The organism is Streptomyces sp. NPDC005302 (assembly GCF_040607345.1).
Lineage (GTDB): Bacteria > Actinomycetota > Actinomycetes > Streptomycetales > Streptomycetaceae > Streptomyces.
Map to the genome: position 1 here is coordinate 520,292 of NZ_JBEXGN010000001.1, position 21,155 is coordinate 541,446.

13 protein-coding genes, 1 tRNA gene and 1 riboswitch are annotated in these 21,155 nt (G+C 73.6%); of the genes, 7 read left to right on the forward strand and 7 right to left on the reverse strand.

Going from position 1 to position 21,155, the window contains the following annotated elements; genetic code table 11:
• Positions 1–115 precede the first annotated feature (115 nt).
• Complete coding sequence (gene ribA, locus ABZT74_RS02310; protein WP_356177835.1) at positions 116–760, reverse strand: GTP cyclohydrolase II; 645 nt, start codon at positions 758–760, stop codon at positions 116–118.
• Between the two features lie 149 nt (positions 761–909).
• Positions 910–1,419: a MarR family transcriptional regulator gene (locus ABZT74_RS02315; RefSeq protein WP_356432997.1), complete on the reverse strand. Its 510-nt coding sequence runs from the start codon at positions 1,417–1,419 to the stop codon at positions 910–912.
• Between the two features lie 65 nt (positions 1,420–1,484).
• On the opposite strand from ABZT74_RS02315, the gene ABZT74_RS02320 reads away from it, so the two are divergent.
• From ABZT74_RS02320 to ABZT74_RS02340, 5 genes are all read left to right on the forward strand, one after another.
• Positions 1,485–2,645, forward strand: coding sequence for a dihydrofolate reductase family protein (locus tag ABZT74_RS02320; protein WP_356432999.1), 1,161 nt, complete (start codon positions 1,485–1,487; stop codon positions 2,643–2,645).
• A gap of 95 nt (positions 2,646–2,740) precedes the next feature.
• Positions 2,741–2,814, forward strand: a tRNA-Met gene (locus tag ABZT74_RS02325).
• 381 nt (positions 2,815–3,195) lie between these two features.
• Positions 3,196–4,260: a PP2C family protein-serine/threonine phosphatase gene (locus tag ABZT74_RS02330; RefSeq protein WP_356433001.1), complete on the forward strand. Its 1,065-nt coding sequence runs from the start codon at positions 3,196–3,198 to the stop codon at positions 4,258–4,260.
• 259 nt (positions 4,261–4,519) lie between these two features.
• Positions 4,520–4,677, forward strand: a riboswitch (cyclic di-AMP (ydaO/yuaA leader).
• Between the two features lie 11 nt (positions 4,678–4,688).
• Positions 4,689–5,726, forward strand: coding sequence for a M23 family metallopeptidase (locus ABZT74_RS02335; protein WP_355883963.1), 1,038 nt, complete (start codon positions 4,689–4,691; stop codon positions 5,724–5,726).
• A gap of 149 nt (positions 5,727–5,875) precedes the next feature.
• The gene (locus ABZT74_RS02340; protein WP_356433003.1) at positions 5,876–6,820 is read left to right on the forward strand and encodes an aldo/keto reductase; all 945 of its coding nucleotides are present in this window, start codon (positions 5,876–5,878) and stop codon (positions 6,818–6,820) included.
• A gap of 62 nt (positions 6,821–6,882) precedes the next feature.
• Here the strand turns inward: ABZT74_RS02340 and ABZT74_RS02345 are convergent, their stop codons facing one another.
• From ABZT74_RS02345 to ABZT74_RS02360, 4 genes are all read right to left on the reverse strand, one after another.
• Positions 6,883–8,211, reverse strand: a complete 1,329-nt coding sequence (locus ABZT74_RS02345) for a PrsW family intramembrane metalloprotease (protein WP_355883959.1) — start codon at positions 8,209–8,211, stop codon at positions 6,883–6,885.
• Between the two features lie 95 nt (positions 8,212–8,306).
• Complete coding sequence (trmB, locus tag ABZT74_RS02350; protein ID WP_356433005.1) at positions 8,307–9,143, reverse strand: tRNA (guanosine(46)-N7)-methyltransferase TrmB; 837 nt, start codon at positions 9,141–9,143, stop codon at positions 8,307–8,309.
• Positions 9,144–9,253: 110 nt separating this feature from the next.
• Positions 9,254–10,489, reverse strand: coding sequence for an L-2-hydroxyglutarate oxidase (lhgO, locus tag ABZT74_RS02355; RefSeq protein WP_356433007.1), 1,236 nt, complete (start codon positions 10,487–10,489; stop codon positions 9,254–9,256).
• A gap of 89 nt (positions 10,490–10,578) precedes the next feature.
• On the reverse strand, positions 10,579–12,003 hold the full coding sequence (locus ABZT74_RS02360; protein WP_355883952.1) for an MFS transporter: 1,425 nt from the start codon (positions 12,001–12,003) through the stop codon (positions 10,579–10,581).
• A gap of 874 nt (positions 12,004–12,877) precedes the next feature.
• Here ABZT74_RS02360 and ABZT74_RS02365 point away from each other — a divergent pair.
• Together ABZT74_RS02365 and ABZT74_RS02370 are read left to right on the forward strand one after the other, a co-directional pair.
• Positions 12,878–14,986: an asparagine synthase-related protein gene (locus ABZT74_RS02365; RefSeq protein WP_356433009.1), complete on the forward strand. Its 2,109-nt coding sequence runs from the start codon at positions 12,878–12,880 to the stop codon at positions 14,984–14,986.
• Between the two features lie 153 nt (positions 14,987–15,139).
• A complete protein-coding gene (locus ABZT74_RS02370; protein WP_356433010.1) occupies positions 15,140–18,610 on the forward strand; it encodes a BTAD domain-containing putative transcriptional regulator in 3,471 nt (1,156 codons plus the stop codon).
• 124 nt (positions 18,611–18,734) lie between these two features.
• On the opposite strand, the gene ABZT74_RS02375 is transcribed toward ABZT74_RS02370, so the two are convergent.
• Positions 18,735–20,861: a sigma-70 family RNA polymerase sigma factor gene (locus tag ABZT74_RS02375; protein WP_356433011.1), complete on the reverse strand. Its 2,127-nt coding sequence runs from the start codon at positions 20,859–20,861 to the stop codon at positions 18,735–18,737.
• Positions 20,862–21,155: the final 294 nt, after the last annotated feature.

Consider the following 21,155-nt stretch of genomic DNA (forward strand, 5'->3'; position numbering starts at 1 on the left):
CGGGGGGGTTGCGCTGCCGGCCGGCGGGGGGGGGGGGGGGCCCGGGGGGGCCCCCCCCCCCCGCCCCGATCCGTGGCATACGGCACCGAGTCGTTCACGCCGGCGGGCGCGGGGGTCAGCCCGCGGTGAGCTCCGTGAGGCCGGTCAGCTCCGGCAGCGGCAGCGTGTGCTGGGTCTGGAGGACCTTGGCGCGCAGGTACCGGACGTTGTGCGCGGTGGTGAAGACGCCCGTCGGGACGCGGTGGGAGACCGTGACGCCGAGGTCGCGCAGCTGCTCCGCCTTGTCGGGGTTGTTGGAGAGCAGGTCGAGCGTGTCGATGCCGAGGGCCTGGAGCATCTGGGCGGCGGCCGTGTAGTCGCGGTCGTCCTCGGGCAGGCCGAGGGCGGCGTTGGCCGCGTAGGTGTCGAGGCCCTCGTCCTGGAGGGCGTACGCGTCGAGCTTGTTGTAGAGGCCGATGCCGCGGCCCTCCTGGCGCAGGTACAGCAGGACGCCGCCGCGCTCCGCGATCTGCTCCACCGCCTCGCGCAACTGCGGTCCGCAGTCGCAGCGGGCCGAGCCGAAGACGTCGCCGGTCAGGCACTCCGAGTGCAGCCGCACCAGCGGGTCCGTGCCCGGGTCGCCGAGGACGACGGCCAGGTGTTCCTTGCCGTCGACGAGGCCGTGGAAGGTGACCAGGTCCGCGTCGACGGAGTAGCCGTCGCCGAAGCGCAGGGGTACGCGGACGCGGGTGCGCACCGTGGCGGTGGGATGGTCGCGCATGTTGTCTCTCCGTCCAGCGGGTTCGTACGGGACGGTGCTTGCGGATGGTGCTTCAGATTTGAAGCACACCGTCCGGGACGAGACACTACATCTGCTTCAAAGTTCAAGCAATGGGTTCCCGGTCCTCCGGGCGCCGGCTCCGGCGTTCCTCACGACGAACAGGAACGCCGCCGCCACGGCAGATCTTCCCCGCGCGCCGCCGAGTCCTCGTCCTGGATCGCCCGGGTGATGGCCCCGCAGATCTCCTCCAGCTGGCCCACCTGCTCGGCGGTCAGCCGGTCGAAGACCGCCGCCCGGACCGTCGCGACGTGCCCGGGCGCGGTCCGCTCCACGAGGTCCATGCCCTCGTCGGTGAGCACGGCCACGTGGCCGCGCCGGTCGGTCGGGCAGCCCTCCCGGCGTACGGTGCCGTCCTTCTCCAGCCGCGTCACGGCGTACGTCAGACGGCTGCGCGTGATCTTCAGCGTCTCGGCGAGCTCCGTCATCCGCAGCCGTCGTTCGGGTGCCTCGGACAATCTGGCCAGGATGGAGTAGTAAAGGTGGGGCATGCCCGCCTCGGCCTGGAGTCCGCGGTCGATGGTGTCCTCCAGGAGGGAACTCGCGGAGATGTACGAGCGCCAGGCGCGCTGTTCGGCGGGGGAGAGCCAGCGGGTCGTCATGAGACCAGTCTAGGTATTGTTTAAAACTTGAACCACTGTGTGAGTTCGACCGGAGGAACGCCCCGATGCCCCGTCCCCACGTCCTGTTGTCCGCCGCCGTCTCCCTCGACGGCTTCCTGGACGACACCGGGCCCGAGCGGCTGCTCCTCTCGGGCCCGGCCGACTTCGACCGGGTCGACGAGGTGCGGGCGTCCTGCGACGCGATCCTGGTCGGCGCCGGCACCCTGCGCGCCGACAACCCCCGGCTGCTGGTCAACTCCGCCGAGCGCCGGGCGGCCCGCGTCGCCGACGGGCGCCCGGCGTATCCGCTGAAGGTGACCGTCAGCGGCTCCGGCGACCTCGACCCGAAGGCGCAGTTCTGGCACACGGGCGGCGAGAAGGCCGTCTACTCGACCGACGAGGGCGCCCGGCGGGCCGCCGGCCTGCTGCGCGGGCTTCCCGGCGTCGACATCGTCCCGACCGGGCCCGAGCTGGACTGGCGGGTACTGCTGGAGCATCTGCACGACGTCCGGGGCGTACGCCGGCTGATGGTCGAGGGCGGCGGACGGGTCCACACCCAGCTCGTACGGGAGGGACTCGCCGACGAACTGCAGCTCGCCGTCGCCCCCCTCTTCGTCGGGCAGCCGGACGCGCCGCGACTGTTCGGGCCCGGGGCCTACCCCCCCGGCCGGATGCGGCTCGTCGAGACCCGGCCCGTCGGGGACGTCGTCCTCATCCGCTACGTCCCGACCGCGCCCGGTACCGGCCGGACCGCCTCCGCCGCCGACCGGCAGTGGCTGGCCCTCGCCTGCGAGCTGGCGGCGCTCTGCCCGCCCTCGGAGACCGCGTTCAGCGTGGGCGCGGTGGTGGTCGCGGCCGACGGGACCGAGCTGGCCCGCGGCCACTCCCGCGAGGGCGGCGACCCCGTGACGCACGCCGAGGAGGCCGCCCTCGCCAAGATCGACCCGGCGGACCCGCGGCTGCCCGCCGCCACCGTCTACAGCAGCCTGGAGCCGTGCGCCCGCCGCGCCTCCCGGCCCGCGCCCTGCGCCCGGCTGATCCTCGACGCCGGTGTACGGCGCGTCGTCACCGCCTGGCGCGAGCCCGACACCTTCGTCACCGACGCCGACGGCAGCGGACTCCTCGCCGCCGCGGGCGCCGACGTCGTCCTCCTGCCCGAGTACGAGGAGCGCGCCAAGGCACCCAACCGCCACCTCCTGGACGGGGCCGCGCACCGCACGGCCTGAGGGAGGGAATCCGCGCGCCGCCTGCCCGGTGGATGGCACGTGGAGGAAAAGCGTGTTCTGAGGGTCCCGCGGATGGCGTACACTAATTTCAACGACGCGGGGTGGAGCAGCTCGGTAGCTCGCTGGGCTCATAACCCAGAGGTCGCAGGTTCAAATCCTGTCCCCGCTACTGAAGGCCAAGGGCCGGAACTCGGATTCACGAGTTCCGGCCCTTGGTGTTGGTACGGGCTCTGTTGGTACGGGCTCTGTTGGCACGGGCTCCCCCTCCTCCTTCGTTTCGCGGCGTCGCTCCGTCGTCCCGTTCCCGGGTTCACCCCGCAGGGCGGCGGAATCCCTCGGTCGGGCCACACCGGTCGCCCACCGCCCCCGCGCCGGGTCTGCTGGACCTGTGGGTCAGCCAGGAGGTGAGGAGCGGACCGGAGAACTCGACGCCCGGGCCGACCGCCCGCCCCCCGGTGATCCGCGGGCGCCGGGGGTCGCCGGCGCTTCGGGTGCGTCCGGACCCGCGGGCGATCCCGGAACCGGTCCGGCGCGATGGCGCACGGGCCGGATGTCCTCCGCGCGCGCCCTCGTGCGAGCCCTGCCCGTGCTGCTGGTCGTCGGCGGGACCTTCTACGACTACTTCACGCCGGGCGAGTTCACCGCCGCCCCCCTCTTCACGGCCGCCACCCTGGTCGCCGCGCCCCTCTACTCGCTGCGCGGCACCGTCCTCACCGGCGCCGCCGCCGTCGGCGCGCTGATCCTCGTGCACCTGCGCCTCGGCATCGTCCTGCGGATCGACGCGGTCACCGAGGTCGTCACCGTCGCCACGGCGGCCGTCCTGGGCATCCTCATCAACATCCTCGTCCGGCGCAGCGACGAGCGGCTCGCCTCCGTCTGGGAGATCGCCGAGTTCGCGCAGCGGGCCGTGCTGCCCGAACCCCAGGCACGGATCGACGGCCTCGACGTCGCCGCGCGCTACGAGGCGGCCCAGGCGGACGCGTCCATCGGCGGGGACCTGTACGCGGTGCAGGACACCCCGTACGGCGTGCGGCTGGTCGTCGGGGACGTACGCGGCAAGGGGATGACGGCGGTCGCCGCCGTCGCCGTGGTCATCGGCGCGTTCCGGGAGGCGGCGGAGCAGGAGACGACCCTGGAGGCGGTCGCGCAGCGGCTGGAGCGGGCGCTGAAGCGCGAGGGCACCCGGCGCGACAACCTCGACGCCGTCGAGGGGTTCACGACGGCGGTCCTCGCGGAGATCCCGCACGACGAGGAGATCGTCCGCATCGTCAACCGCGGGCATCCGCCGCCCCTGATGCTGCATCCCGACGGGACGCTCGTCCCGCTCACCGGCGGGCCCGCCGCGCTGCCCCTGGGGATGAGCGACCTGGCCGTGACCCCCGACCTGGCCGTACCCGCCCGTTTTCCCACGGGGGCGATCCTGCTGCTCCACACCGACGGGCTGTCCGAGGCCCGGGACGTGCGCGGGGAGTTCTACGATCCGGCCGCGCGGCTGGCCGGGCGGGTCTTCCCGGGGCCCGACGCGCTGCTGAACAGCCTCGCCGACGAGGTGCGGCGGCACACGGGCGGCGCCCTCAGCGACGACATGGCACTGCTCGCCGTCCGGCATGGTTGACGGCCCTCGTAGGCTCCTCTCCCGACCGTTGTCACGAGGGGTGACCGAACCGTGCCCCTCCGCATAACGACTGACGCACCGTCAAAGAAATCCGTGTCGACGGGATGAGGCCAACTCGCCCGTTTTTCATCGCCCATGACCCCAAAGTCCTGGCCAAAAAGCGTTAACGATCAGGCTGAACAGCTTGGAATCAGGTGGCCAGGTCTATTAACGTTCGATAACGCAGCGCGGTCGTCCCAGCCGTCACAAGAGATGGCTCCGTGCGCACGCGCCGAATCCCGCAAGGGAACCGGGGAACCACCAACTTGGGGTGAATCGAGCGTATTCCGCCGTGGCAGCACGGTCGGTTTACGCGCGTAGGAGACCTTCCTGCTCCGAACCCGTCAGCTAACCCGGTAGGCGAGAAGGAAGGAAAGGAGTGCGCCCACGTGGCGTCCAACCGGCCTGCTCAGCCAACCTCGTTCGCACCGAATGACACACAGTCCTTCGGCTTCGCCTACGGCAAGGACGAGGGACCCTGGGAGGAGTGGAATCCCACCGAGGATTCCGTCCGTCCCGTTCGTGGCCGGCACCGCGTGGGAAAGCAGCGCGGCGGAGGACTCGCCCGCAGCTCCACGGTCCTCGGTGTAGGCGTCATAGCCGCCGTCGGCGCCGGTGGCATGGCCACCGCGGCGCCCGGCAAGGCGCCCGTCTCGATCTCGCTGCCCGACCTGTCCTCGGTCACCCACTCGGCCAAGGCCCTGATCGGTGACGGCGCGGAGACCCCCAAGGGCTCCACGACTCCGCTCACCGGCGCGGGACTGACCACCGCCGACACCGCCCAGGGCAGCACGGACGCCGGTGAGGCCCTGCGGGCCCGCATCATGCAGCAGGCCGAGTCGCAGCAGAACCAGGTCGACAGCGCCGCCCAGGCGGCCGCCGAGACCGCCGCCGCCAAGCAGGCCGTCGCGCTCGCCACCAAGCAGCAGGACGACGCGAAGTCCAAGGCGGACGCCGCGAAGAAGAAGGCGGAGGACGAGGCCAAGGCGAAGGCGGAGGCCGAGCGTCTCGCCGAGCTCGCCAAGAGCTACTCGCTGCCGACCTCCTCCTACACCCTGACCTCGCGCTTCGGCGAGGCCGGCGCCCTGTGGTCCTCCGGCTACCACACGGGTCTCGACTTCGCCGCGCCCACCGGCACGCTGATCAAGGCCATCCACAGCGCGACCGTCACCGAGGCGGGCTGGGCCGGCTCGTACGGCTACCGCACGATCCTCACCCTCGACGACGGCACCGAGCTGTGGTTCTGCCACCAGTCGTCGATCAGCGTCAGCGCCGGCCAGAAGGTCGCCACGGGCGACGTCATCGGCCGCGTGGGCGCGACGGGCAACGTCACCGGGCCGCACCTCCACCTGGAGGTCCACCCCGGCGGTGCCGCCACCGGCATCGACCCGATGGCGTGGCTCCAGGGCAAGGGCCTCAACCCCTGACCCTTACGGACTGCCGACCGGCCGGCTCGCGGGGACTCCCGCGGCCGGCCGGTTTCGCGCCCGCGAGTGCGAGTGCGAGTGCGGGAGCGCCGGGCCCGTGTGGGGTGCATGTGGAATACAGGCATCCGGTGCGGGCGTTGAAACAGCCCATGACTTACCTTCGCAAGCTCGGCTCCTCCGACCTCGAGGTCTTCCCGCTCTCGCTGGGCGGCAACGTCTTCGGATGGACGGCGGACGAGACCCGGTCCTTCGCCGTCCTCGACGCCTACGCGGCCGCCGGCGGCAACTTCCTCGACACGGCCGACTCGTACTCGTCGTGGGTCGACGGCAACGAGGGCGGCGAGTCCGAGACCATCATCGGCAAGTGGCTGAAGGCCCGCGGCAACCGCGCGGACATCGTCGTCGCGACCAAGGTCAGCCAGCACCCCGCCTTCCCGGGGCTCTCGGGCGCCAACATCAAGGCCGCCGCCGACGCGTCGCTGCGGCGCCTGGGCACCGACCACATCGACCTCTACTACACCCACTTCGACAAGACCGAGGTGCCGGTCGACGAGATCATCGGCGCGCTCGACGAGCTGGTGAAGGCCGGCAAGGTGCGGCACATCGCCGCGTCCAACATCTCCCCGGAGCGGCTCCAGGAGTCCCTGGAGTTCTCCGACCGCGAGGGACTCGCCCGCTACGTCGCGCTCCAGCCGCAGTACAACCTGGTCTCGCGCGACACCTACGAGGGCCCGCTGCGGGACGTCGCCTCCCGCGCCGGACTGGCCGCCGTCCCGTACTTCGCGCTCGCCGCGGGCTTCCTCACCGGCAAGTACCGTCCGGGCGCGACCGTCGACTCGCCCCGCGCCGCGGGTGCGTCCAAGCACCTGGAGACGGAACGCGGCCGGCGGGTCCTCACCGCGCTCGACGAGATCGCCGAGGCCCACAACGCGGCCGTGCCGACCGTCGCCCTCGCCTGGCTCGCCGCCCAGCCGACCGTCGCCGCGCCGATCGCCTCCGCCCGGACCGTGGAGCAGCTCCCGGCCCTGCTGGGTGTCGCGGACCTGTCCCTGACGGACGCGGAACTGTCGCGCCTGACCCGCGCGTCGGCGTGACCCGCGCCTGAGCCGGACCCCGGCCCCCGTACCGGCGAGGTGCCGCCTCGCGCGGGCGGGGGCTACGAACGGTAGGGGTTGTACGCGGGATACGGCACCGGCGGCGCGTACGGCTGGGCCGGTGGCGCGGCGTACCCGTAGCCGTGCGCGGGCCAGGGGGGCGGTGCGGGGAGCGGGGAGGTGGCGCGGGCCGCGTAGGCGAGGGAGGGGCGGGCGATCTCCCGGCGTCGCCACAGTTCGTGCAGCAGCTCGCGTTCCCGTACGACGAAGTCGGCGCCCGCGCGGCCCCGGCGCCCCCGGTGGCGCAGGAACGCCAGCGAGGTCGCGTACGCCTCGTACTCGGCGACCGAGCGGGCCGCGGCCTTCCCCCAGTGATGGCCGGCGTACTCGCGGGCGAGCCGCCGGGCCCGCATCGAGCCGAGGACGTAGGGCTCGGCGGTGCCGAGCCAGCCCGCGGTGGTGTAGGCGGGCAGTTCCGTGTGCACGGTGCGCAGCTCGCGCTGCCGGGTCCAGACGGCCAGCCAGGTCAGCAGCCCGAACGCGGGCACCATGAAGGCCGCGTAGACCGCGAAGAAGCCGTACTCCCCGAAGTCCGACGAGCTGTTCCACACCGAGTGCATCCCCATCGCGAGCAGCAGCCCGCCGAACGGGACCAGCACGCGGCGCACGTGCTGGCGCTCGGCGGACAGGGCCGCGACGCCGAAGCCGATGCCCGTCAGCACGGTGAACAGGGGATGCGCGAAGGGCGACATCACCACGCGGACGAAGAACGTCGCGGCGGTGACGGAGGACAGTCCGCTGCCCCCGCTGAGCCGGTCGGTGCCGAAGGCCGTGCCGAGATAGAGGATGTTCTCGGTGAACGCGAAGCCGGTCGCGGTGACCCCCGCTATGACCACGCCGTCGACGATCCCGGTGAAGTCCCGTCTGCGGAACAGGAAGACCAGCAGGACGGCGGCCGCCTTCGCCGACTCCTCCACGACGGGGGCTATGACGGTCGCGCCGAGGGTGTCGGCGCTGGAGGGGTCCGCGGTCGCGGTCGCTATCCACCGCGTGGCGAAGCTGTTGGCGACGATCGCTATGAGCGCGGCCGCGCAGGCCCCCCAGGCGAACGAGAAGACCAGGTTGCGCCAGGGGCCCGGCTCGACCCGGTCCAGCCACCGGAACGCGGCCATGAGCAGCGGCACCGGGAACACGGCGAGACCGAGACCGACCAGGAAGCCCTCGGTTCCCGTCTGTTCGCGGACGAGCGCGAGGATGACGAGACCGGACAGCGCCAGCAGCGTGATCAGTGCTCCGTACCGGACCCATCTCCGCTGCCACCAGTGCGGATGGCGCAGCGCATGCCCGGCGGGGACGCCGGGCCGCGGGGGGTACGGGGGACTGATGGCCACGGCATTGACCCTAACGAGGGAGGGCGCGGCTCGCGACGGTGGCCGGAGTCGTCCTGGTGTACGAGATCCCGGGGTGCCGGAGGGCCGTGCGAGGGTCAGGCGTCCGGGGCGTGCTGGTCTCGGTGCTGTACGCGCCGGAAGAGGAGGTCGTTCACCACATGACCCTTGTCCAGTCCCTGGCCCTCGAAACGGGTCAGCGGCCGGAACTCGGGACGCGGCGCGAAACCGCCGTCGGGCAGCGTGTTCTCGAAGTCGGGGTGGGCGCTCAGGACTTCGAGCATCTGTTCGGCGTACGGTTCCCAGTCGGTCGCGCAGTGCACCAGGGCGCCCGGCTTGAGACGGGTCGCGGCCAGGTCCAGGAACTCCGGCTGGATCAGCCGCCGCTTGTGGTGCCGCTTCTTGGGCCAGGGGTCGGGGAAGTAGACCCGCAGGCCGTTCAGGGACGCGGGCGGGAGCATCTCGCGGAGCAGGATGATCGCGTCGCCGTTCGCGACCCGGATGTTGTTCAGGCCGCTGCGCTCCGCGAGGCCCAGCAGGTTCCCCTGGCCGGGGGTGTGCACGTCGACGGCGAGGATTCCGGTCTCCTGGTCCTCGGCCGCCATCTGGGCGGTGGCCTCACCCATGCCGAAGCCGATCTCCAGCACGACGGGCAGGTCGGCCCCGAACAGCTCCGTCAGGTCGAGCGTGCGCTGTCCGTCGATGTCCAGCCCCCACTTGGGCCACAGACGCTGCAAGGCCTCGCCCTGGCCGGTCGTCACCCGGCTCCGGCGCGGCTGGAAGCTCCGGATCCGCCGCTCGAAGTGTGATCCGGCGGGGTCGGGCTGCGGGCCGTCGGGGAAGCGGGGCTCGCGCTCGGAGCGGTGGCGACGCGGCGAGCCGTCCTCGGAGGAGGCGGGCCGGGTCTCTTCGGAGGAGTCGAGGAAGTCAGACACAGTGCGGTCGATTTTACGGGGGGTCGCGGCGGGGCGTGTCCGGGCCGGGAGCGCCCCGACCGGTCCGGGCCGGTCCGCGGGAGACGCGGCCTGCCGAAAGGCGCTCCCGCTCAGCTCGCCGCGAGGGCCGCCAGGGCCCGGCGGGCGACCTCGCGGCCGATCGGGAGGGAGGCCGTGGCAGCGGGGGACGGCGCGTTCAGGACGTGCACTGTGCGCGGGCCCTCCTTGATCAGGAAGTCGTCGACCAGGGTGCCGTCCCGCAGGACGGCCTGGGCACGAACGCCGGCCGCGGCGGGCAGCAGGTCGTCCGGGGTCACCGCGGGCAGCAGCCGGCGGACCGCCTCGGTGAACGCCGCCTTCGACACCGAACGCCGCAGCTCCCCCGCGCCGTATCTCCAGTGGCGGCGCGCCATCCGCCAGGAACCCGGCCAGGACAGCGTCGCGCCCAGCTCCCGGGGGCGGACGACTCCCCATCCGTATCCCTCGCGGGCGAGGGCGGGCACCGCGTTCGGGCCGACGTGGACGCTGCCGTCGATGCCCCGGGTGAGATGGACGCCGAGGAAGGGGAAGGCGGGGTCGGGCACCGGATACACCAGGCCGCGCACCAGCTCCGGTCGCGCCAGGGTGAAGTACTCGCCGCGGAAGGGCACGATCCGCATCCCCGGGTCGTCGCCCGTCAGGCGGGCCGTCTCGTCGCAGTGCAGTCCCGCGCAGTTCACGAGGACCCGACCGCGGACGATCGTGCCGTCGGCCGTGCGGACGGCGGCGCCGAGGTCGGGGCGCCGGTCGATCCGCACGACGTCGGCGCCGTACCGGATGTCCGCGCCGGAGGCCTCCGCGAGCTGCCGGGCCACCGCCACGTAGTCGCAGACGCCGGTGGTGCCGACGTGGATCGCGGCGAGGCCGCGCACCTCGGGCTCGGCCTCGGTGATCTGGGCGGGGCCCAGCTCCCGGACCGGGATGCCGTTCTCCCTGCCGCGCTGGACCAGGGCGTGCAGGCGGGGCAGCTCGGCCTTCTCCGTCGCGACGATCAGCTTGCCGGTGACGGCGTGCGGGATGTCGTACTCCGCGCAGAACTTGATCATCTCCGCGGCGCCCCGCACCGCGTACCGCGCCTTCAGGGAGCCCGGGCGGTAGTAGACACCGCTGTGGATCACACCGCTGTTGCGGCCCGTCTGATGCCGGGCGGGGCCCTGCTCCTTCTCCAGCACCGTCACCCGGGTGCCCGGCGCTGCGCGCGTGACGGCATAGGCCGTCGACAGGCCGACGATTCCGCCGCCGATCACCAGCACATCGCAGTCGTACGCGCTCCGCACCTGCACCACCTCCCGGCTTCGATAGTGCACTGCGCCACTGACAATGCCCTCAAACCCGGGATTCACGCCCCGCCGCGTTTCGCCCGGTCGAAGGGGCGGCGGCGGGACGCGCTGCCGCCCTACGCCGGAGCCATCAGCAGCGGTCGCGCCCGCTCCCGCAGCTCCACCACACGGGGCTCGTCGCCGTACGGCTCCAGGCGGTGCAGCAGGTCCTTCACGTACTCGGTGGTGCGCGCCGACGAGATGCGCCCCGCGACCTCCACCGCCCGTACGCCCTGCTCGCACGCCGCGTCGAGATTGCCCGACTCCAGTTCGGCGACGGCCGACACGACCAGGCGCAGTCCGTGCGACCGGACGAACTCCTCCGTCGGCTGCGACAGCGCCTGCTCCGTGAAGCGGCGCACCTGACGGGGCGCCTTCAGGTCGCGGTAGCACTCGGCGGCGTCGGCCGCGAAGCGGTCGTACGAGTAGAAGCCGAGCCAGGACGGGTCGTGGTCGCCGTCACGGGCGCGCTCCAGCCAGCCCTCGGCGGCCTTCAGGGCCGTGCCGGCCGCCTGGGCGTCACTCGCGCGCGCGTGGGCACGTGCCTCGACGAGCCGGAAGAAGCTCATCGTGCGGGCGGTGGCGAGTCCCCGGTTGCGCTCCACGGCGGCCTGGGCGAGGTCGACGCCCTCGTCGCCGAAGCCCCGGTAGGTCGCCTGGAGGGACATGGAGGCCAGCACGTAGCCCCCGAGGGGGACGTCCGCGGCGGCCCGGGCCAGGCGCAGGGCCTGGATGTAGTAGCGCTGTGCCGCCTCCTGCTGCCCCGTGTCGAAGGCCATCCAGCCCGCGAGACGGGTGAGTTCGGCGGACGCGCCGAACAGGGCCCGGCCGACCTCGTCGGAGTAGGAGCCGAGCAGCAGCGGCGCCGCCTCGACCCGCAGACACTCGGGCACCATGGACGAACGCCAGTCGCCGCCTCCGTACTTGGAGTCCCAGCGCCTGGCGTCCTCGGCTGCCTCACGCAGCTTCAGCACATCGCTGTGGCCGACTTTCAGCGGTGCTCCGGAGTCCTCACCGGGGCTCACGTCGCGCGCCACCGAACTGTCGGCCGGGGTTATCAGCCATCGGGACGCGGGGGTCGCATAGGCGCTCACGGCGAAGGAACCGGCCAACGACTGCCAGATGCCTCCACCGCCGGCCCGGCGCCCGGCGAGGTCGAGGCGGTACAGCTCGGTCGCCGACCGCACGGCCTGCCCCACGTCACGGGGGAAGGCGAGACCCACCTCCGGCGCCGGATCGGCGTCGGCCAGGCCGATCTCGTGCAACGGCACCGGACGGCCGAGTTTCTGGCCGATGGCGGCCGCGATGAGGTGCGGCGCGGCACCTTGCGGCACCATGCCTTTCGACACCCAGCGCGCCACCGACGTCTTGTCGTAGCGAAGAGTCAACCCGCGTTGAGCGCCAAGATCGTTGACGCGACGCGCGAGTCCTGCGTTGCTGATTCCCGCGAGGGCGAGAACGGCGCCGAGTTTTTCGTTCGGCCCGCGTTGCTCCCTGGACATGCGCCACCCCTCGACACAGACGGCTGCCGCACTGGCATAACCACGCGGCATTCGTAAACCCAGCGTAGTTCGCCCGATCCCCAGCGTTAAGGGGCGTAGGTCCGGTTGGCGGGATTGTGGTCCGTACGACTGTACGGACGGTCGCGGCGTGCTCCTGGTGTGTGGCCGTGCGCCTGTGCGTGCGCTCTTCTCCGGCCATCGGGGGAGCGCTTCCATGGATCGTGCGTGGGTCGGCCCGCTGTACTGGATCCAGTGGGCTGGGGGACACCGCCGCCTACATCCCCGCGGGCGGCGGACCGGTCCGGGAGGCGAACTCCGCCTCCCGGACTGTGCGTTGCCGAAGCGGTGCGCAGGGCCTGTACGGAGCGTGTCCGAACGTGTCCATCCAGCGCCGATTTGGCCGAAAATCGACGGTCACTTCTGCGAGTGATCAGCCCTCCCACCACCACAGTTGAGGGCGCGAAGGGCGTCTTGGGGGAGCGTATCGGGGGCGCATTCACGTCGACCTCGCGGGGTGGGGTGACGTGCGGCGGGCGGGCGCGGCGGCGTCCGCGAGGTCGGCCGGGGTGGTCGCCTTCCGGGCGTCGGGGCGCCGGGATCCGTGTGGCCGCGGCCGGCCGGGCTGCGGACAAGTGCACCGCGGCTGAAGGGCGTTCGGCGACACGTGGCGGTCCGGCCACGCGTGCTCCGCGAAGTCCCGCTCGGTGAGGGGATTTGTCGGAAGTGCGGCACCCCGTGGCGGCGTGAGCGGCCGCACGGGGGCGCACTTCGGGGAGCGCAAGCCGCCGCAGGGGCCCTCCCACACGCTTCCTTCGTGGCAGCATGGTGCCGAGTTCGTACGTGCACTGGTTGTCCACAGCCTGTGGAGGCGGCGATGCGATGGTTGGTGGGGTGGAGCAGCACCGTCGCCAGAGCGCCTGTGATCGGCTCGGCGGGCGCCACCGGGAACGACGGCGAGACCGTGCACCCGGTGGGATCCCAACTCCTGTGGGGTGACCCCGATCCACTGTGGGCCGTCGGCGACTGGCGCCCCGACGAGGTGCGCGTCGTGAAGGCCGACCCCGAGAACCGCATCGCCGTCCTCGGCACCTGCGGCGCCTCCGACGAGGAACTGCGGGTCGGGCTGTTCGCCGCGCGCGGCGGGGCACTGCGCCACCTCACCAACTGGCCCGGCAGCTACACGGCGGTCGTCCAGGTCGGCCGCCGGGTCACCGTCTGCGGTGACCTCGCCGGAGCCCGGCCCGTGTTCTACACCCCCTGGGCAGGTGGCACGGCCTACGCGACCGCAGCGCTCCCGCTCGCCGACCTCATCGAGGCCAACCTCGACTTCGGACACCTCGCCGCCCTGCTCGCCGCTCCCGACGTACCGGCCGCCGTGCACGACTCCACCCCTTACGAGGGCGTGCGGCGCATCCCGCCGGGGCACACCCTCATCCTGCGCGCCGGGGCACGCGAGATCGCCGGCTACGAACCCGTCGCCTCCCTCGCCGTCGCCGCGCCCACCGCGGACCCCGCCCGCGCCGTCGACGCCGTACGGGACGCCCTCGTGGAGGCCGTACGCACCCGGCTCTCCGCACCCCGCCATGTGCCCGGCACCGACGTGGACCCCGGGCCCGTCCCCGGCATGGGCCCCGCCGAACGGCGTGCCGCGCGCGGGATGCCGGTTCCGGGAATCGGCGCCGACCTCTCCGGAGGGCCCGCCTCGGGGACCCTCGCCCTGCTCGCCGCCGGACTTCCCGGAGCACCCGGCACAGTCCTCGGGCACGGCACCGGCGCCGGTGAGCGGCTGCTCGCCGTCACCTTCAACGACCTCGCCGTCCCGGGACGCGAGGCCGAACTGGAGCGGGCCGGGACGCTCGCCGCGAACCCCCGGCTGCACCACGTCGTCGTCGCCGGAGGCGAGGAGACGCTGCCCTACGCCGATCTGGAAGGCCCCCTGACCGACGAGCCCGCGCCGTCCCTGGTGACGGCGGCACGGCACCGGGCACGGCTCGCCTCGGGCAGCGCGGACCACTTCACCGGCTACGGCGCCCGACAGGTCCTCGACGCACATCCCGCGCGGCTCGCCGACCTCCTGATGGACCGCAAGCGGCGCCATCTGGTGCGCCCCGTCGCCGCGTTGACCAAGGCCGACGGCTCGGTGATGGTCCCCGCGCGCGTGTACGGCGCCGCCCGCAAGCTCGCCCGGACGCCGTACCGCACCGGGGTCGACGCCCTCGCCGACCGCCTCCTGCACCGGCGGTTCGACGAGCAGCCGGGCGGTGCGGTGGGTGCCTCGCTCGCCGCCCTGAGCTGGGCCAGACCCGGGCCCGCCGCGCGGTGGCTGACCGGTGAGGCACTGGCCGAAGTATCGGTTCGCCTCCAGAGCGGCGGGGCACGCCCGAACATCGGCCCCGGACAGCGGCCCGGTGACTTCCGCGCGCGGGCGGCGCTCGCCCGCCACGCGGCGGACGTACGCGTCCTGGAGCAGGCCGCCGAGATCCGCTTCCAGCGGCTGCACACGCCGTTCCTCGACAACCAGGTCGTCCGGGCCTGCCGTGACCTGCCGGAGGCGCTGCGCGTCCAGCCCGGCGCGCGGGCGGCGATCCTGCGCACGGTCCTGGAAGGGGCCGGGGTGGCGGATCTTCCCGCCGGATGGGGTGCGCCGTCCCACGCCTCCTCCGCCGCGGCGGCGCGCACGGGGCTGCGGGTCGCCGCCGACTCCCTGGTCGCCCTCTTCGACACCCCGCTGCTCGCGCAGGCCGGGCTGGTCGAGGCCCGCGTCGTCCGCAAGGCGCTGCGCGCCGCCGCGGAGGGTTCGCCACTGCCGCTCGACGGGCTGGCCGATCTGGTGGCCCTCGAACTGTGGCTGCGGCGGCTGCTGGCCCGACGCGGCACCTGCTGGACGGGAACACCGGCACGGCAGCGCGCCGTTCCGGCGGGGATCGTGCCGCAGGGGCGGGCGCTGGGGGCGGGGGCCGGGGCGGTCGTTCAGCGACGCTGACCTGTGCGCGCTGTGCGGGGACGTCTCCGGCACGGCCTCTCAGGGGCGGAGCGGGCGACAGACCTCCGGTCCTTGCCGAGCGCGGCAGGGCTCCGGCGGGCTCGCCGAGGGGAAGCCGTGACCTGGAGGTGCGGGGACGGTGAGAATGGGGGCGTGCGGTACAGGATTCTGGGGGTCACCCAGGTGGAGGACGACCGGGGGGCCCTGGTCACCGTCGGCGGCCCCCGGGTGCGCGCGCTGCTCACCGCTCTGGCCCGCCACCCCTCCCGAACAGCGGGCCCGGACACCCTGATCGACGAGGTGTGGGGCGACGACCCCCCGCAGGACGCCCCGGCCGCGCTCCAGGCACTGGTCGGCCGCCTCCGCAGAGCCATCGGGAAGGACACGGTCGCCTCGGAGCCCGGCGGCTACCGCCTGCGCGCCACCCGCGACGACGTGGACCTGTACGTGTTCGAGCGGCTCGTGACGGAGGGCAGGACCGCCCTCGACCGCGGCGACGCCTCCACCGCGGGCACCCGCCTCCGCGAAGCCCTCGCCCTGTGGCGCGGCCCCGCCCTCGCCGACCTCCCCGACCGTACGGCGGCGACCCGTCCGGAGGCGCTGCGTCTGGAGGCGACCCGCAGCCGCGTCGAGGCGGACCTGCGGCTGGGCCGGGCCGCGGAGGTCGTACCGGAGCTGAGAGGACTGACGGCGGACCACCCGTACGACGAGGCGCTGCACGTGCTGCTCATCCGCGCCCTGGGCGAGGCCGGCCGGGGGGCGGACGCCCTGGCCGCGTACGAGGAGGTGCGTCGCGCGCTGACGGAGGGCCTCGGCACGGATCCCGGGCCGGAACTCCGCTCCCTGCACGCGGCGTTGCTGGAGCAGGGGGATGCCGCTGGACAGCAGGGCGCGCGGCCCGGCTCGGACGGCGCCCCGGGGTTCGGGACCGTTCCCGGGCGCGGTTCCGCGGACCCGTCCCGCGCTCTGCGGACCGGCAACATCCGTCCCCGGCTGAACTCGTTCGTTGGGCGGGAACCCGAGATCGGGGCGATCCGTTCGGATGTGCAGAGGGCCCGCCTGGTCACGCTGACCGGACCGGGCGGTTCGGGAAAGACCCGCCTCGCCGAGGAAGCCGCCGCCGGGCTTCCGCAGGCGTGGCTGGTCGAGCTGGCACCGCTCGACCGGCCCGAGGCGGTCCCGGGCGCGGTCGTCAGCGCCCTCGGTCTGCGCGAAACCGCGCTGATCACCCACGAGATGACGACGGCGCAGGCCGACCCGGTCGCCCTGCTCGTCGAGTACTGCGCCCCGCGCAGCCAACTCCTGGTCCTTGACAACTGCGAGCACGTCATCGGAGCGGCGGCCGAACTCGCCGAGACACTCCTGACCCGCTGCCCCGGGCTCACGATCCTCGCCACGAGTCGTGAACCCCTCGGAGTCCCCGGCGAGTTGGTGCGTCCCGTCGAGCCCCTGCTGCCCGGCTCCGCGCGCCGTCTCTTCATGGAGCGGGCCTCGGTCGTCCGTCCCGACGCCGCGACCGCGCTCCCCGACCTGGCGGCCGTGGACGAGATCTGCCGACGGCTCGACGGCCTGCCCCTGGCCATCGAACTGGCCGCCGCGCGGCTGCGGCTGCTCACCCCCCGGCAGATCGCCGACCGGCTCGACGACCGTTTCCGCCTGCTCACCTCCGGAAGCCGCACGGTGCTGCCCCGCCAGCAGACCCTCCGCGCCGTCGTCGACTGGTCCTGGGACCTCCTCGACGAGCAGGAGCGGACCGTGCTCCGCGAGGTCTCGGTCTTCGCCGGCGGCTGGGACCTGGCGGCCGCGGAAGCCGTGTGCACCGGGCCCGCGGCCGACCTCGTCGGCGCGCTCGTCGACAAGTCCCTCGTCGTGGCCACGCCCCACGACACGGAGGACCGCGGCGGTGACGGTGGGCGGGGACAGGGGGCGGCCGGCCACGACGGGGGAGACGGCGCGCCGGGCACCGGCGTCGGGCTGCCCGGTGACAGTGGTGCGGGCGGCCCCGGGGCCGGCATGCGGTACCGCCTGCTGGAGACCATCCACGAGTACGCCGGTGAGCGTGCCGCCGAGGTTCCCGAACTGCGTGCCGCCGCCGAGCGGCGTCACCGTGCCTGGGTGCGCTCTCTCGTGGAGGAGGCCGAGCCGCAACTGCGCTCGGGGGCCCAACTCCCCTGGGTGCGGCGCCTGGAGGCCGAGCTGGACAACATCAGGGCGGCTCTCCACCGCTCACTCGTCGCCGGCGACGAGGAGGAGGCCGGGGCCCTGGTCCTCGCCATGGGCTGGTTCTGGTGGCTGCGCAACTTCCGGAACGAGGGAATGGAGTGGATGGACCTCGTCCTGAAACTCGGCGCATGGCTCGACACCGCGCCCGGGGGCCCCGCTTCCGTGCACCCCCGCGGCGGACTCCTCTCCGAGCTGGAGGGGGTGGATCCCGTCGCCGGCTTCCTCGACGACCCCGAGGGCGACGAGCGGCAACCCCTGCACCGCATGCGGATGCGGCTGCGCATGTTCCACCTGTTCATGAAGGTGGACGCCGTCCCGCTGGACGAATGGGGGGACGGGCGGACGCGGGAGTACGTGGAAAGGGTGCGGGCCGTCTTCGAGAAGGGCGGCCCGGACGCCGCCCGCATGCCCGGGATCATCTGGCCGCTGGCCGCGTTCTTCCTCGGCACCTCGGAGGACATGCGGGCCGCGATGGACGCGACCGTCGCCAACTGCCGTGAGCACGGCGGCGAATGGGAGATCGGCGTCGCGCTGATGTTCCGTACGCATGTCGTCGTCGACGCCCCGGGCGGAATGGCAGGCGTGGACGACGACCTGGCGGAGCTGCGTGAGCTCAGCCGACGGGTCGGCGACCGATGGATGCGTGCCCAGGTGTGCAGCGCGGCCGGTGAGGCCGCGATGGCGCGCTGCCGCTTCGACGAGGCGCGCGGGGAGTACGCGGAGGCGTTGCGGCTCGCCTACGAGGTGGGGGCGTACGCGGAGACACCCTTCCTGCTGGCCCGGCTCGGCGAGGTCGCCCACCGCTCGGGCGACCGGGCCAAGGCCCTGTCACTGCTCGACGAGGCGAGCGTCGCCGCCGACCGGTACGGCGTCATGGATTCCCGGGCCTTCGTCAACCTCCTGCGCGCCCAGATCGCACTCGACGACGGGCGGACCGGGCCCGCGCGCGAGCTGTGGAGGGAGGCGCGGGAGGACAGCACCCGGGGCACCCCGCCGCCTCAGTTCACGGCGGCGCTGAACTGGGCCGACGCGATGATCACGGCTGCCGAGTCCGGTCCCGCGGACGGCCTTCGGAAGCTGCGCGCGGCCGTGCGGGAGGCGGTGGAGGAGCGGTGCGCCGACCTGGTGGTCGCCGGTCTAGTCGAGACCGCGGCGGGCTTCCTCGGCCGACTGGGCGCCCACCCGGCCGCGACCCGGCTGATGGCCGCGGGCACCCGCTGGCGCGGGGGGCTTCCGCGGGCCGACCGTGAACGCGCGGAGGCCGAGCGCACCGAGGCGGCGGCGCTCGCCGCACTCGGCCCCGACCGGTACGCGTCCGAGCGCGCCGAGGGCTCCGGCTACACCATGGCGGAGGCGCAGAGCGTCCTGGCCGAGGCGCTCCTGGAGTATCCCGACGGGTAACCGGAACGGACCGCGTCGGACCGCGCAGGGGTCGGCCCAAGTGTGGTGTGGCGTGAGCCTGTTCAGCTGGACGAGGAACGGCGCGGTACGGGCAGGTTCCGTCGTGACAGCGGGTGCGGAGGCCTCACCGGCAGAGGAACTTCGACTCCGCCCAGTCGCCGAGCGCGGCCGACGCGAACGGGCTCCGGGGTTCGACGACGAGCCGGATCGTCCGGTGCCCGGTGAGGTCGACGTGGACGGGGACCGCCCGGTCGCCGCCCTCGATCACGGGCGACCGCCAGAGCGGGGCCCCGTCGGCGTAGACGGCGAAGCGCATCCTGCCCAGGCCCAGCGTCAGGTCGTCGACGCCGACCATCGCGTCGTACGCCGTGCAGCCGCGGTTGAGGTCGATGGTGACGGATGACCTGCCGTGCACGGTCACACCGTGCGCGTAGTCGGTGTTCGCGATCGACACCCCGCTGCGCTGCCACACCCAACTGCTCTCGCCCAGCCGCATCTCGGGCTTCGTGTGGTCACCGGCGACGCCGTACTCCAGCTCGCTCCACTGATAGACGACCGGAGCGGGCGGCGGTGGTGCCGGCGCCGGAGGCGGTGTGGGCGTCGGCGTTGGCTTCCGCGGCGCCGGGGCGGGGCTGGGCGTGGGCTTCGGGGCCGGCGGCGGAGTGGGGGACGGCTTCGGCTTGGGTGTGGGCTTCGGCCGCGGTGCGGGTCGCGGGGTCGGGGTGGGCGCGGGCGGCTTCACGGCCGGCGGCGCGGGCGCGGGGGCCTTCTTCGGCGGCTCGGGTGAGGGAACCGGGGCTTCGACGGCGGGCGAGGCGGCCGGCCTGGCCTCGGGCCTCCTGGCGGCGGTGTCGTTGCCGACCAGGGCGAGCGCCACCGCCGCGGCGGCGACCGCGACGACACCCGCGGCGATCCCCGCCTTGACCGGGGCGCCGATCCCCTCGGAGGCCGCCGCGCCTCCGCCGGCGCCCGCTCCTCCCGAACTGCCGCTCGCCGCGGCGGCGGCACCCGCGGCTCCGGCCGCACCCGTTCCCACACCACCGGCGATCAGCGCCATGACCTTCGCGTAGCCGGCCGCACCGAACCAGCCGATGACCGCGACCGGGACGACCGCGGGGATACCGCTGGCGACTTCCTTGATCTGGCCCGCTGCGAGGCGGCACTTGGCGCACTCCTCCAGGTGCTTGCGCAGGCCCCGTTCCGCCCGGGTGCGCAGACCGCCGCGGGCATAGGCACCGAGCCGGTCGGCGTAGCGCGCGCACTCCTCGTCCATCGTGAGCGTGGTGCTGACGTGGGCCTGGAGGTACGCCTGCTTGAGCCCCTCTCGGGCGCGGCTGGCCAGGACGCGGGTGCCGTTGGCGTCCAGACCGAAGAGCGTGGCGACCTCGCTGGGGGACTCGTCCTCGACCTCCGTGTGCCACAGCACGGCCTGCCAGCGCTCGGGCAGCGAGCGGAATGCCTGCATGGCCATGGACTGCTCGGCCTCGTGCATGGCCCGTACGTCGGCGCCGAGATCGAGGGTGTCGTCGTCGGAGACCTCCGAGCCGCGGACGGCCTGGGCGGCGAACACCGCGAAGTCGTCGACGAGTTGCTCCCGCTTGGCGGTCTTCGTCCAGTTCGCGGCGACCCGCCGCACCGTGGTGAGGAGGTAGGCGCGGACGGCGTGCTCGGGACCGCTGCCGCCGCGCACCGCCTGGAGCATGCGGGCGAACACCTCGGCCGTGAGGTCGTCGGCGGTGTGCGCGTCGCGGCAGCAGGTGCGGGCGTACCGGCGGACGGCGTCGGAGTGCCGGCGGTACAGCTCCTCGTAGGCGGTGTCGTCGCCCGCGCGCATCCGCTCGATCAGACCGGCGTCGGGGGGCGGCAGATCCACCGGAGGCGGCAGCACTCCGGGGTCACGCCGGTCGAACCGGTCGCGCTGCGGGGGGACGCTCGGGTCGGGTGCGCCGACCGAGGGAGGTCTGCTCCCGGACGAGGGCCCTTCGCCGGAGGCGGGGCCGGGAACGGCCGCGGGTCCAGGGGCGGGTGCCGGTCCGGCGCCGGGCGAAGGACGGGTCGTGGCGTCGGTACCGGGTGCGGTGTCGGTACCGGGTGCGGTGTCGGCCGGCGGGCCGGGCGGAGGGATGTGGGCGGTGCCACCGCCGCGCGGGCCGCCCTGGCTCGGCACCTGGTGCGGGGGTGCGCCGTCGGACTCCGTGCCGCCGTCGGCGCCACCGTCACCGAGGGACTCGTCCCGCCCGTCAACGCTCATCGCGGAAAGCCCCCGCCTGCACACTCGGACCCGAATACCGGGACAGAGTGCCACATGCTCCTGAAGCGGGGCCTGTTCGTACGGACCAACCACTCGTCCGAGCGGATTTGCCGCTCGGCAGTACTAACCGTCACCCGTTCGGGGAATGGTCAACGGCCGTCCCCTCAACGGGGGTTGGCGTCCCGCACCGGAATGTCCGGATGAGAGCGGAAGCTCCCGTTGCGTGCGTGGACTCCACGCACGCAACGGGAGCTTCCGTGTGAGGCGTCCGTCCGTGCGGACGGCGTGGGCGGG

What these genes read in the sequence shown, in the direction of transcription:
- ribA (WP_356177835.1), bottom strand. Translation starts at nt 760, where the DNA reads ATGCGCGACCATCCCACCGCCACGGTGCGCACCCGCGTCCGCGTACCC.
- ABZT74_RS02320 (WP_356432999.1), top strand. Translation starts at nt 1,485, where the DNA reads ATGCCCCGTCCCCACGTCCTGTTGTCCGCCGCCGTCTCCCTCGACGGC.
- ABZT74_RS02365 (WP_356433009.1), top strand. Translation starts at nt 12,878, where the DNA reads ATGCGATGGTTGGTGGGGTGGAGCAGCACCGTCGCCAGAGCGCCTGTG.
- ABZT74_RS02360 (WP_355883952.1), bottom strand. Translation starts at nt 12,003, where the DNA reads ATGTCCAGGGAGCAACGCGGGCCGAACGAAAAACTCGGCGCCGTTCTC.
- ABZT74_RS02315 (WP_356432997.1), bottom strand. Translation starts at nt 1,419, where the DNA reads ATGACGACCCGCTGGCTCTCCCCCGCCGAACAGCGCGCCTGGCGCTCG.
- ABZT74_RS02375 (WP_356433011.1), bottom strand. Translation starts at nt 20,861, where the DNA reads ATGAGCGTTGACGGGCGGGACGAGTCCCTCGGTGACGGTGGCGCCGAC.
- ABZT74_RS02340 (WP_356433003.1), top strand. Translation starts at nt 5,876, where the DNA reads ATGACTTACCTTCGCAAGCTCGGCTCCTCCGACCTCGAGGTCTTCCCG.
- ABZT74_RS02330 (WP_356433001.1), top strand. Translation starts at nt 3,196, where the DNA reads ATGTCCTCCGCGCGCGCCCTCGTGCGAGCCCTGCCCGTGCTGCTGGTC.